This is a genomic window from Flavobacteriales bacterium (assembly GCA_016704485.1).
Taxonomy (GTDB): domain Bacteria; phylum Bacteroidota; class Bacteroidia; order Flavobacteriales_F; family PHOS-HE28; genus PHOS-HE28.
Genome location: JADJAA010000001.1, coordinates 1448937 through 1461122, shown reverse-complemented (window position 1 = coordinate 1461122; position 12186 = coordinate 1448937). Strand labels below are relative to the sequence as shown.

10 protein-coding genes are annotated in these 12186 nt (G+C 52.9%); 4 read left to right on the top strand and 6 right to left on the bottom strand.

Annotated elements, in window-relative coordinates:
- Window positions 1–15 precede the first annotated feature (15 nt).
- Both IPF95_06190 and IPF95_06185 read right to left on the bottom strand, forming a co-directional pair.
- Window positions 16–237, bottom strand: a complete 222-nt coding sequence (locus IPF95_06190) for a hypothetical protein (protein ID MBK6474284.1) — start codon at window positions 235–237, stop codon at window positions 16–18.
- Window positions 238–1066: 829 nt separating this feature from the next.
- Entirely contained in the window at window positions 1067–1432 is a 366-nt protein-coding gene (locus tag IPF95_06185) for a DUF1801 domain-containing protein (protein MBK6474283.1), read from the bottom strand.
- A 135-nt stretch (window positions 1433–1567) separates the two neighbouring features.
- Here IPF95_06185 and IPF95_06180 point away from each other — a divergent pair, with 135 nt between their 5' ends.
- From IPF95_06180 to IPF95_06165, 4 genes are all read left to right on the top strand, one after another.
- A complete protein-coding gene (locus IPF95_06180; protein MBK6474282.1) occupies window positions 1568–1972 on the top strand; it encodes a hypothetical protein in 405 nt (134 codons plus the stop codon).
- The gene (locus IPF95_06175) at window positions 1972–2448 is read left to right on the top strand and encodes a hypothetical protein (GenBank protein ID MBK6474281.1); all 477 of its coding nucleotides are present in this window, start codon (window positions 1972–1974) and stop codon (window positions 2446–2448) included. The genes IPF95_06180 and IPF95_06175 overlap by 1 nt, the downstream gene beginning before the upstream one ends.
- Before the next feature lie 67 nt (window positions 2449–2515).
- Window positions 2516–2869, top strand: coding sequence for a DUF202 domain-containing protein (locus tag IPF95_06170; GenBank protein ID MBK6474280.1), 354 nt, complete (start codon window positions 2516–2518; stop codon window positions 2867–2869).
- A gap of 2 nt (window positions 2870–2871) precedes the next feature.
- The gene (locus tag IPF95_06165; GenBank protein MBK6474279.1) at window positions 2872–4629 is read left to right on the top strand and encodes an SLC13 family permease; all 1758 of its coding nucleotides are present in this window, start codon (window positions 2872–2874) and stop codon (window positions 4627–4629) included.
- A gap of 487 nt (window positions 4630–5116) precedes the next feature.
- On the opposite strand, the gene IPF95_06160 is transcribed toward IPF95_06165, so the two are convergent.
- The 4 genes from IPF95_06160 to IPF95_06145 form a co-directional block, all read right to left on the bottom strand.
- On the bottom strand, window positions 5117–9268 hold the full coding sequence (locus tag IPF95_06160) for a T9SS type A sorting domain-containing protein (GenBank protein ID MBK6474278.1): 4152 nt from the start codon (window positions 9266–9268) through the stop codon (window positions 5117–5119).
- A 199-nt stretch (window positions 9269–9467) separates the two neighbouring features.
- Entirely contained in the window at window positions 9468–10598 is a 1131-nt protein-coding gene (locus IPF95_06155; GenBank protein ID MBK6474277.1) for an MBL fold metallo-hydrolase, read from the bottom strand.
- Window positions 10595–11071, bottom strand: a complete 477-nt coding sequence (locus IPF95_06150) for a hypothetical protein (protein ID MBK6474276.1) — start codon at window positions 11069–11071, stop codon at window positions 10595–10597. The genes IPF95_06155 and IPF95_06150 overlap by 4 nt, the downstream gene beginning before the upstream one ends.
- Window positions 11068–12135, bottom strand: coding sequence for an NAD-dependent epimerase/dehydratase family protein (locus IPF95_06145; protein ID MBK6474275.1), 1068 nt, complete (start codon window positions 12133–12135; stop codon window positions 11068–11070). The genes IPF95_06150 and IPF95_06145 overlap by 4 nt, the downstream gene beginning before the upstream one ends.
- Window positions 12136–12186: the final 51 nt, after the last annotated feature.

The following is a 12186-nucleotide window of genomic DNA, read 5'->3' as shown; positions in this document are numbered from 1 at the left end:
CAATACCGCACCGAGCTACGCCACAGCTTGCAAGCCAGTGCGAAATAAACTACGCATTGAACCTTCCTGCACTTCGTAGCTGATAACCGGGTGCTCGCGCTGATCATTCGGGAATAGCAATACCTCCGCTTCGGCCTGCAATTCGCGCAGCGCCTTATTGTCATAGTCCGCTGGCTTCAATGGCTTACCCGCCTTGGTGCCTTCCAGTACTACTTCGAATGTTGCCGTGTTTTCCACGTTTCAAAGGTAGGTGGGCAGGTTCACGTTTTTGCGTAAACCCATTCAAGGACGAGTCACCCTATGTTCCTGGTCATTACCACAGGATCGTCGTTGGCAGATCGCTGCGCAGGCTTGGCCGCGTGGGTATGGTTTACCATGCACGGATTCTAAATGTTGCTTGTCCGGGGCGATTTCTTGTGGTTCTCTTGGTGTTTTGTAATGCCGGGTTTTTGCTAATGAAGGCCGAAGATCGATCGTATAACATCAAGGCTATCGAGAATAATATGAAGACCTCCTCCTACTTGCATTTGGGCGCAATATGTTTCCGCTTCGGGTGAGTCGAGGACCGGTATGATAGTTCCGTTAGAAAACACTAAGCAGGTATTGCACGATTGCACTTCGTTATTTTTGCACGGCAGTGGGACAATGTCATAGGCTTTAGGCAACGTTGTGCGGTCTTCGTAAGCGAATAAACGGTCACTATTTTCAACGAGGAATAGGCTTAACGTACTGTCTGCTGAAATGTGCAACAAGGTCTTGCAAGGGAAGTTGACAATTTTAGTATGTCCGTTAGAAAGTTCCGTTTGCTTATTAATGGTGTCAACTTGTGAAGACGGTTTCACACTCCTAACGTTAATTGTATCTGGATTTTGGCAAGCCAATAGACACAATGAAAGAATAATGGCGAAACTTTTAAATCTGCGAAGGGTCTGTCCGGCCCAGGCCTTGAGCCGGGATGGCGGACGACTGTGTGACTCAATAGCGGAATCGTTCATGACATTCCAGATCTAAGGTAAGGTGGACACGCAAGCTGTCAGCCGTTTGGGTATCCTCAATAGATTCACCCTCACGCCTTAACCACCCCATTCCGATAGAGATCAAGCGCGTTCTTCAAGATGCCCGTGATCCTCACCATCGGTAGGTCAGCAGTAGGGTCGATACGCAGGATCTTCATCCGTGAACGATCGCCTTGTTCCAATGCGGGATGGTCCAAGTGTTTGCCTTCCACGAAAAGAATGTAGGGTTCCTTGGTCTTTTTGTCCGTCCACAAATAGCAGAACATTTTCTTGCGGTAGCAGAAGCATGGCATGCCGTATTTCCGTGTTTCGTGAACGTGTTCATCCTGTTCAAGAATGATCTTCCGAAGCACCAACAAGCAGCTTTTATTTGGTTCTGCCTGGGCCAAGTAGAATGTATCAAGGTCCGCGATCATACGTTCGTGAATGTAAGAACGTCTCAGCTTCCGCCACGGGAATCCCTTCCTCGCGATCTTCCATGCCAAGGATAACTGCATTCTACCGAACTTCGGGCCCGGTTCTTGCAAAGACGTCCTTAAACCCACTAAATCATGCTCCGCATACCATTTCTTATCCTCGGTCTTGGCTTCGGCATTCTAGTTAACGCCCAGCAGGATGCGCTCGCTACACTCACGGGCGACGGTAGCCTGCAATGGATGGTGGTCGGCAACGCCACAACACCCAAATGCAGCCCCGGCGATGCCATCTACACATTTAGTGCAAAGGAGGTTGTGATACAACAATGCGCGGAAGGTGCATGGAAGAGCACCAAAGAGGTATTGGAGCCTTGGAGTGCCGGCGGTAAGAACGGCATTGCTTTCGGAGGTGCGCGTTACGAAGTGAAGAGTTTACCTGCATCCGCTGCTGCTTGCAAGGGCAATGCGAACTGCGTGCGGCTCACGACCGTACCTGATGGTAAGACGGATGCCACGCGCAGCATCTACCTTGCACACTGATGGAAGAAAAATTGCCGAACAGAAGTACCGACTATTCCAAAGCGGTAGCGCCGCTGCTCACCGTGTTGGGCATTACCGTGGGGGCTTGGCAGTTCACCAGCCAGATGAGCCATGAGAGCAAGATGGAATTCAGCCGCAGCATGTACACCAAGAAACTACAGGCATACGAGGAGGTGGGTAAAGCCGTAGGCGATCTGCTGGTGGTACCGCATGACGAGCGGCTGTGGATCAGTGCCGAGGATACAATGGCTTTCGACAGCTGCCTAGAGCGGTTCCGCACGTGCTACTGGGGCGTGCTGCCATTAGTGGAGGATAGCACCGTTGAGGTGGCCATGATCCAGTTCAAGGACATGGCGCGTTTCTATCGCCGTGGTGAGAATGACTACCATGATCTAGCGCGCGAAGGCATGAGCCTGATGAATGCCTGCAACCAATCGTTGGAGAATCATTGGAGCAGACCAAAAAAAGGGGAATAGGTACGCAGCACTCCCGCGGATAACAGGTGCATTGCGCCACTTCATCTTGTTTTATATTCGCGACCGCATGGCAAAGTTCGATATCGACCGCCGGGTCCTACAAACGTTCTTGTTGGGGGATCGTGACTTCACGAACAACGAAGATCTGATACTACGCGATCACCTCGCGTTGGTGCGTACGAGGCTGGCCAACGAGCGCACATTGCTCAGTTACATCCGCTCTGCATTATACCTTCTTCTTGGTGGAATTGCCCTGCTACAGCTGGAGAATTATGGCGATCTCTATTGGGTAGGCAATGCTTCTTTGGTGATGTGTGTTCTCTTTATCACCATCGGCTTTTATCGCTACCATACTCTGCGCCGCCAGCTGGATCGCATGTACCCGAACCAGATCAGCCCAAAGGATCCGGCGGAATTTTGAACATGGAGATAGCTCTGGTGCTTGGCCTTTTAGTGGGAGCTATTGTCCTGTTCAGTATGGAACGTATAGGTGTGGACGTGGTCACGGGTCTACTGCTTATCGTACTTGTACTTACGGGCATACTCAGTCCAACCGAAGCGTTCGAGGCCTTCGGCTCCGAATTCATCGTTATGTTGGCCTCCATCTATGTGATCACCGCTGCGGTGGAAACCTCGGGCGTGCTTGATGAATTGGCAGGCCGTCTCAGTCGCTCACGTCCGGCGAAGATGGTGCCACTGATGCTGTGGCTCTTGCCTTTTACTGCACTGTTCAGTGCGTTCATGAACAACACTACCTTGACCGCACTGCTCATACCGCCAGTGCTGGCTTTGGCGAAGAAATCGAAACTGCCTGCGAGTAAGATCCTCATGGCGGTTGCTTACGCCAGCATCGTTGGGGGAACGTGTACCGTCATTGGCACGAGTACCAACATCGTGGTCTCCGCCTACCTGAAAGATCATGGTATTGGCACCATCCGTATGTTCGATTTCTTCAATATTGGTCTAGTGCTGGTTGCAGTGACCGTGGTTTACTTGCTTACGGTAGGCCGGTGGCTTACACCTGTTAGAGAAGCTCCGGACGAAGAACAGGGAGGTCCGGTGCGCAGCTACACCAGTGAGATACGTGTGCTGCCGGAAAGCAGTTTGATCGGCACGCCAGTGGGTGCTTCTGAACTCACGGCCAGTGGGTTCGAAATACTAACCGTGAAACGAGGTAGCCACCAGTTCTTCCGCACGATAGGCATGCGCTACCAAGAGGGAGATCTGATATTGGTACAAGGCGATCTGGATATGTTACTGGCGGTAAAGGATAAGGCAGGTATTGATATCGTGGCCGACGAGTTGTTGGCAGAGAACGGATTCGATGAAGGGTTGAAGTTGACCGAAGTATTGATCCCGGCGAGCTCGGATCTTGTGGGGCTTACCATTAAACGATCCCGTTTCATGGAGCGCTATGGGGTGGCAGTAGCTGCAATGCACCGCGCTGGAGAACGCCTGACCAGTCACCTTGGGCAGGTGAAACTGCGCGTGGGAGATGTACTGCTGGTGCAAGGCACCCCCGAAGCTTTGCGCACGTTGAATGAAGAGCACAGCTTGATCCTGCTGGAAGAACACACACCGGATCCGAAGCGCGTGCGTAAGGGGTATATCACCATCGGCCTCTTCTTAGTGGCGATTGCGCTGAGCGCGACCAGCCTTGTGCCGACGGCCATTGCATTCATGAGCGCTGCGATCGCTACCGTGGTATTGCGCATTACCGAAAGTGTGAAGGCCTATGCCAGTATTGACTGGCGATTGATCGTCCTGATCGGTGGCATGACGGCCATGGGCACCGCAATGGTGAACAGTGGAGCGGATGTATTCCTGAGCGATGGGGTAATGAAGCTATTTGCTCCGTTAGGTGTACAAGGCACCTTGGCGGGTTTCATGATCCTTACCGTGCTTCTTACTCAACCCATGAGCAATGCAGCAGCTGCTTTGGTGGTACTCCCGATCGCTATCAGTGCCGCAACATCCTTGGAGGTTTCTCCACTCACCTTTGGTATGGCCGTGATGCTCTCCGCGTCGATCTCACTGATCACGCCATTCGAGCCCTCGTGCGTGTTGGTGTATACTCCTGGACGTTACCGCTTTCTGGATTTCGTTCGCGTTGGCGGGCCGCTTACCGTGCTGCTGTTGGTAGTGGTTTTTTTCATGGTGCAACGTCAGTGGCCGCTATAGAGCGGATCAGCATCAGTTCCGCACCCTAATACCATTTCCTAATTCAGACCCACCCGATCTACTTGCTCTTTTTGTCCGATCCATTCCCAAAAAACTAGTTCCGTAACCTAGGCCATGCAACGATTTTTTAGGAAGTCTTGAATAAAAATAGCTACGCATCTTTTGGCTGGATCTGAATTGGGAAAAGGTATAACTGACCAGTTCCCGGAGACCAGATCTTGAATGCGTCACGAATTGTTTTTCTCACCACTCCGCTCGTTTGTGTTCAAGTACACGAGGGGCCATGAACGTTTCAATGATCTGTCCGAGAGAGGGTATTTCCGAAAGTTATAGCCGCATTGTGTCCCAATCCCATCTACATTCATTCCGTTCCAAAAGGTAAATGCAGTATTCCTGAACGCAACGACCCCGGCAATTTGCCGGGGTCGTTGTTCAGGGACAGTGTTCAGGAGCCCGCACTAACAAGCACCAACCACCGGACTGTCGATCACTGCACCTTAACGAATTGTTCGGTGAGCACTTCTCCATTCGCGACCATGCGAACGATGTAGTTGCCGTTCTCCAGATCGTTCACATCGATCGTGAGGTCGCGCACACCTGCTTCCAGGTCATAGCTCTTGCTGCCTCGTACAATGCGTCCGCTCATGTCCATCACGCTCACTTCCATTTGCATCGCCAAACGGCTGTCCAAACGGATGTTCAGGATATCGGTAGCAGGCACTGGATACAAGGTGGCCTGTACAGGTACCTCACTGGTCAACATCTTAAGATCTTCATCGCTCAGTGAGCGCGCGTCACGTCCGAGCGCATCGCTCAATTGATCCATTGGGTCCATGCCATCGGAGTTGAAGAATGGCAGGAACCAGTTGCAGATCCAACCGTTCAGAACGAGGAAGGGAGCTCCTTGTACATCCAAGGATGCGCAGATGGTTCCACCTCCTTGCACGAGCAAGCTGTTGACATCGAAGCCCGTTGTTGTTCCCAGCACCACGATGCCCAGATCCAATGTATTCGGATCATACACCACAGTGTGGATGCGGTACAGACCAGGTGTAGTTACGTTGAATTCCGGTGTTGGACCAGCATTCACGATCACCAATCCTTGGCCACGTGTTAGCACATACACGGTGTTATATCCCGCAGGTACCTGCGCATCTCCGGCAGGGTTACCGTTAAGCGTAGCAGTGCCGTTGTTCAAGCAGCTCAGGAAGTTGTCCGGATCAATGTTCCCTGCATAAGGACCACTCACCTGTACTGGTGCACCGGCCACATCCAGGCTCGCACAGAGTGCACCACCACCTTGGATCAATAGACCGTTCACATCGAAGCCCGTTGTTACGCCTGGCACCACGATGCTAAGGTCGAGGTCACTTGGGAAGACGAAGGAGTGGATCGTGTAGAGACCACCGCTCGTAACCGTGAACTCAGGTGTTGCGCCGAGTTGCTCGATAACTAGACCAGTTCCACTGGTGAGCACATATGCCTGGCTGTATCCTGCTGGGACGTTCGCATCACCGTTCACGTTGGCACTGATGGTTACTTGTCCATTCACCAAGCACGCTTCATCGCTCACTGCGGTAAGGGTTCCAGCGTCAGCTGTGCATGCGCACTCGGCCACGTTGAACTGTGTACCAGCTACATCCAAGGATGCACAGAGGCTACCACCACCTTGCACGAGCAATCCGTTCACATCAAATCCTGTTGTCGTTCCAGGTACCACCACACTTAGGTCGAGGTCACTTGGGAAGACGAAGGAGTGAATGGTGTACAGACCACCGCTTGTTACGGTGAACTCCGGTGTTGCACCGAGTTGCTCGATCACCAGACCTGCACCGCTTGTCAATACATACGCTTGGCTGTATCCTGTTGGTACGTTCGCATCGCCATTGGCTGTTGCCATCAACATTGCGCTGCCATCAACTAGGCATGCATCGCCGCCACCGCTCATCGTTCCGGCCATTGGGTCGACTACGTTGAACTGTGCACCGGCCACATCGAGTGAAGCGCAGAGTTCGCCACCACCTTGTACCAACAAACCATTCACATCAAAACCAGTTGTCACACCAAGTACCACTACGCTGAGGTCGAGGTCACTTGGGAAGACGAAAGAGTGGATCGTGTACAGTCCACCAGTTGTTACCGTGAACTCAGGTGTTGCACCGAGTTGCTCGATCACGAGACCTGCACCGCTTGTCAACACATACGCTTGGCTGTAACCAGCTGGTACGTTCGCATCACCGTTGGCCGTTGCAGTCAACGTTGCTTCGTCACCATTGAAACATGCATCAGCACCACCGCTCATCGTTCCGGCCATTGGGTCGGTCACGTTGAACTGTGCACCTGCAACATCAAGACTTGCGCAGAGACTTCCGCCACCTTGCACGAGCAATCCGTTCACATCAAAACCGGTCGTTGTTCCAGGAACCACTACGCTGAGGTCGAGGTCACTTGGGAAGACGAAGGAGTGGATCGTGTAGAGTCCGCCTGTTGTTACGGTGAACTCAGGTGTTGCACCGAGCTGCTCGATCACGAGACCTGTGCCGCTGGTCAACACATACGCTTGGCTGTAACCTGCTGGGACGTTCGCATCGCCGTTCGCCGTAGCGACCAACACAGCACCATCACCTTGCAAGCAGAAATCAGCACCACCGCTCATCGTTCCGGCCATTGGGTCGGTCACGTTGAATTGTGCACCTGCAACATCAAGACTTGCACAGAGACTTCCGCCACCTTGCACGAGCAATCCGTTCACATCAAATCCTGTTGTCGTTCCAGGAACCACAACACTCAGGTCGAGGTCACTTGGGAATACGAAAGAGTGGATGGTGTAGAGTCCGCCAGTTGTTACCGTGAACGCTGGCGTTGCACCGAGCTGATCGATCACGAGACCTGCACCACTGGTCAACACATACGCTTGGCTGTATCCTGCTGGGACGTTCGCGTCTCCATTTGCAGTTGCCACGAGAACTGCACCATCACCTTGCAAGCATGCATCAGCACCACCGCTCATGGTTCCGGCCATTGGGTCGGTTACGTTGAACTGTGCACCTGCAACATCGAGAGAAGCACAGAGGCTACCACCACCTTGCACCAACAATCCGTTCACATCAAAACCAGTTGTCACTCCAGGTACCACTACGCTCAGGTCGAGGTCACTTGGGAAGACGAAGGAGTGGATCGTGTAGAGACCGCCTGTTGTTACGGTGAACTCAGGTGTTGCACCGAGTTGCTCGATCACGAGACCTGCACCGCTGGTCAACACATACGCTTGGCTGTATCCTGCTGGGACGTTCGCATCGCCGTTAGCAGTTGCCATCAACATTGCATTGTCGCCGTTGAAGCAGACATCAGCACCACCGCTCATCGTGCCGGCCATAGGGTCGGTCACGTTGAATTGTGCACCTGCAACATCAAGACTTGCACAGAGACTTCCGCCACCTTGTACGAGCAAACCGTTCACATCGAATCCTGTAGTAGTTCCAGGAACCACAACGCTCAGGTCGAGGTCACTTGGGAATACGAAGGAGTGGATCGTGTAGAGACCACCGCTTGTTACCGTAAACTCTGGTGTTGCACCGAGCTGCTCAATTACGAGACCTGCACCGCTGGTCAACACATACGCTTGGCTGTATCCTGCTGGTACGTTGGCATCACCGTTTGCAGTTGCCGTCAACGTTGCTTCGTCACCATTGAAACATGCATCAGCACCACCGCTCATCGTTCCGGCCATTGGGTCGGCAACGTTGAACTGTGCACCGGTCACATCCAAGGATGCGCAGAGTGAGCCACCGCCTTGGATGAGAAGGCTGTTCACGTCAAAACCCGTTGTCGTTCCAGGTACCACAATACTCAGGTCGAGGTCACTTGGGAATACGAAGGAGTGGATGGTGTAAATACCGGGACTCGTTACGGTGAACTCAGGTGTTGCACCCAATTGCTCGATCACCAATCCTGCACCGCTGGTCAATACATACGCTTGTGAAAAGCCCTGAGGTACGAACGCCGCACCATCGGGGTTTGCTACCAGTGTTACACCGCCCGCGCTGAAGCATACATCAGGCTTCGAGGTGGACATTGCACCAGCGACCGCATCGCATGCGCTGATCACCGATAGGGTGTAATCCTCCACATCGCCAGCAGCGTAATTGTCACATGCTTCGGCATAGCTGAAGGCTTTCATTGAGATCCGCATGCGGTAGTTACCATCAGGAGTGCCCGAAGGGATGTTCACGGAACCGTTCTGCACGCCGAATCCGGTTACCTGCAACACCCGCTCAGCGTTGTCGAAGGTGCCGTCGTTGTTCAGATCCAGCCATGCGCGCCAACGGTAGCGCAAGAAGAAAGGACCGGATGGGTCCAAGGTCACCGGTAAAGCAGTACCGGCGGTGGCGGTAACGGAGAGCGCGGTGAAGTCACCGTACCCATCGTTGTCGCCACTGGAATTGTTCAGATCGCCAAGCACCACGCGATCGATGTTGATCACATTGCCCGATCCACCGTCACTGGGACAGTATGCTTGGGAGAATGCTGGTTGACCGAAGCCAACAAGCAGCGCAAGTGCGCTCACATAGCGGATCATCCGCTGCATTCGTTTTGCGGAGCCCCGTGGGGGTGGAGCTAAATTCGACGTTTTGTCCATGGTCGGAGTTTTGTTTAGGGTTTCTGAACAATAATTAAACAGCCGACATGACGGATTGTTCATGCATGGGATGGAAAAAGATGCAAAGGCCCGTAAACAGTGGGATTCTGAAGGCATGTGGGAACGCGCATACCCTGCCTGCGCTTAGGCGCTGGCTCCAGCGGAATGGCCGAATTGGCGGTTTGACCTACAGGGATAGTTAAAGATCCGTCCACCAAGCCTCACTTGGACCCGTTAAGGAATCCACTGAGATCACCTCGCCGATACGCGGTGTTATGATGGGCATGCCGAGTGCATTCGCTTGCTTGGTTACGCGCACTACGGGGTCGGTCCAGCTGTGCATGGCCAGCACGAAAGAACCCCAATGGATCGGCATCATTGCTTTCGTACCAACATCCACAGCGGCCTGTGCTGATTCCTCTGGCATCATGTGGATCTCCGCCCACTTCTCGTTGTATTGGCCACACTCTATCATCGCAAAGTCGAAGGGGCCGTACTTCGCACCGATCTCCTTGAAGTGCGGACCGTAGCCGCTATCGCCGCTGAAGAAAATGCGATCCTGTTTTCCGTGGATCACCCACGAACCCCAAAGCGTGCTAAAGCGATCGGTAAGTGCTCTTCCTGAAAAATGGCGAGCAGGTCCCAACGCGAAACGGATGCCTTCGTGGTCGACCTCGTTCCACCAATCCAATTCATGGATCCGGCTTTCTTCAATTCCCCAAGAACGTAAGTGCGCACCTACGCCAAGTGGGACGTAGAACTCCTTTGTTTTTGCGTTCAACGCTTTGATGGAACCATAGTCCAAGTGATCATAGTGATCGTGTGAAAGCAGGATCGCATCGATCTTTGGTAAGGCCGCGATCTCGATCGGTAGTCCTTCCGTGAATCGCGCACGACCCAGCCACGGGTGCGGTGCAGGCACAGCGCCGAACATGGGATCGATAAGGATGTTCTTTCCATCCAATTGCAACAGGAATGCGGAGTGACCGAACCATACCATGCGCGCAGCCTTTGGCGGTGAAGCGATCAACGCGCTATCCGGATGCAGCACGGGGATCTTGCTTTTCGGCGATAAGTTGTCACCTCCTGCTACAAAATCGTAGAGGGTCGTTGCCAGGTCCTTTGCGGACATTGACATGCTCGTTGGCAGGATGTTCTGGAACTTTCCATTGCTGAAGTTCGCCGACATTTCATATTTCTTTTTATCCATGCTGTTGGGCGTTCCGCCGAATTCCGAACTGCTGTTCACGAAGATGCTACCGGTAAGAAATAGGAGTACCGGAACTCCCATAACGTAGGTGCGCCTACGTTTGAACCAGTTCTTGTTCATGCGATGGCTTTCAGATAGGCCTTCGCGCGATGGTGTAGAAAATTATCTGCCACGAAACCGACGCTGCTCAAAAGTATCAGTCCAAGTGCAACCCCTTTCCATGTGCCGGAACCAGCGAGGAAGATCAACGCGATCCCCGCAATACAGATGGTGCTCCAGATGAAATTCATCATGCGGTAATTGGTACAGTCATTCTCGACGCGTGCGATCTCCACCGCTTTGGCACCCTCCGGATCCTGCTGGTAGCGCTGGGCAAATGCTGTCGCATGTGCAGGCCGGGTCACTTGCATCAACCCGCCGTAACCCGTGGAGATCAACACTATGACGCCAAGGGGGATCAACATTCCGCGTAGCATTTCACCTCCATTCCTCCACGCAAGGATGCTTGCCAAGAACACGATAACGCCCACGATCAACATCAATTTTCCTTGGGCGATATCTCCTTGTGCCCATGTGTTCGTGTGCGCTATCATTTTGCTTTCAGGATGCCTTCATCGATCAGGTTCTGGAAAGAATCCTCCATCGTTTCTTTCATCGGACGGAAGGTCATTCCTAGCTCCTTCTTGATCTTGGAGTTGTCCGCATTCCATGGCACATCAACATTCTTGCGGATGAATGGACGTGTGAAGAGTTTGCTCGTGAATGGTCCGATGATCATCAGCAACCACTTCGGCAACGCTTTCGTTGGTAGCGGGAAACGATCGCCATACTTGGGCAATAGCACTTTACCCATCTCCAAAAGATCGGTGGAATGTGCCGAGGTGATGTACCTCCCTTTGGCGGTTGGTGTAAAGCCAGCTTTGAAATGCGCCTCAGCGACATCGCGGACATCCACTAGGCCAACACCCATTCGTGGAGCGCCCATTTTCATTTCACCGCCACCCAGCATCTTCAAAATGTTGATGCTTTCCGACGTGGTATTTCCGGGATTCAGGGCAGGCCCCATGACCAAGGACATGTTCACCGTTACCAGGTCCCATTTGTCTTGGGACTTCGCTAGTTCCCATGCCTTTTTCTCGGCCAAGGTCTTAGAAAATGAATAGGGTTGATACTCCAAGGAAGAAGTGGTGTTCCAGATCTCTTCGGTGAGCTTACCGCCGGGTGCATTCACCGTATCAATGGCATCGCCGTAGATCGCTGCGCAACTGCTGGTGACGACCACACGTTTTACGGAATCCACTTCGGTGGCGGATCGCAACACGTTCTCCGTACCCTTCACAGCGGGATCTATCAATTCTTTCTGCGGATCTTTTACGGTCGTAGTGAATGGCGATGCGGTATGATACACCAATTCGCAGCCTTCCATCGCGGCTTTGTACGACCCCGGCTTCAGCAGGTCGCCTGCGAAGAATTTGATCTGCCCGCTCGACTTCGCGGCCGCTTCCTTCAAATGCGCGATCTTCTTTTCGTCATTCGGGTTGCGCACTGCGGCGTGAACGGTAAGGCCATCATCCAGCAAGCGCTTTACCAACCAGCTGGCCACATAGCCGTTAGCGCCGGTCACCATCACTGGTCGTGTTCTATCTATCGTTGTCATCTTCTTTTCGTTCTAGGGTGCAAAAGTCCATCAACTACAAGCAACCGCTTA

What these genes read in the sequence shown, in the direction of transcription:
- IPF95_06185 (MBK6474283.1), bottom strand. Translation starts at nt 1,432, where the DNA reads ATGATCGCGGACCTTGATACATTCTACTTGGCCCAGGCAGAACCAAAT.
- IPF95_06180 (MBK6474282.1), top strand. Translation starts at nt 1,568, where the DNA reads ATGCTCCGCATACCATTTCTTATCCTCGGTCTTGGCTTCGGCATTCTA.
- IPF95_06175 (MBK6474281.1), top strand. Translation starts at nt 1,972, where the DNA reads ATGGAAGAAAAATTGCCGAACAGAAGTACCGACTATTCCAAAGCGGTA.
- IPF95_06170 (MBK6474280.1), top strand. Translation starts at nt 2,516, where the DNA reads ATGGCAAAGTTCGATATCGACCGCCGGGTCCTACAAACGTTCTTGTTG.
- IPF95_06165 (MBK6474279.1), top strand. Translation starts at nt 2,872, where the DNA reads ATGGAGATAGCTCTGGTGCTTGGCCTTTTAGTGGGAGCTATTGTCCTG.
- IPF95_06160 (MBK6474278.1), bottom strand. Translation starts at nt 9,268, where the DNA reads ATGGACAAAACGTCGAATTTAGCTCCACCCCCACGGGGCTCCGCAAAA.
- IPF95_06155 (MBK6474277.1), bottom strand. Translation starts at nt 10,598, where the DNA reads ATGAACAAGAACTGGTTCAAACGTAGGCGCACCTACGTTATGGGAGTT.
- IPF95_06150 (MBK6474276.1), bottom strand. Translation starts at nt 11,071, where the DNA reads ATGATAGCGCACACGAACACATGGGCACAAGGAGATATCGCCCAAGGA.
- IPF95_06145 (MBK6474275.1), bottom strand. Translation starts at nt 12,135, where the DNA reads ATGACAACGATAGATAGAACACGACCAGTGATGGTGACCGGCGCTAAC.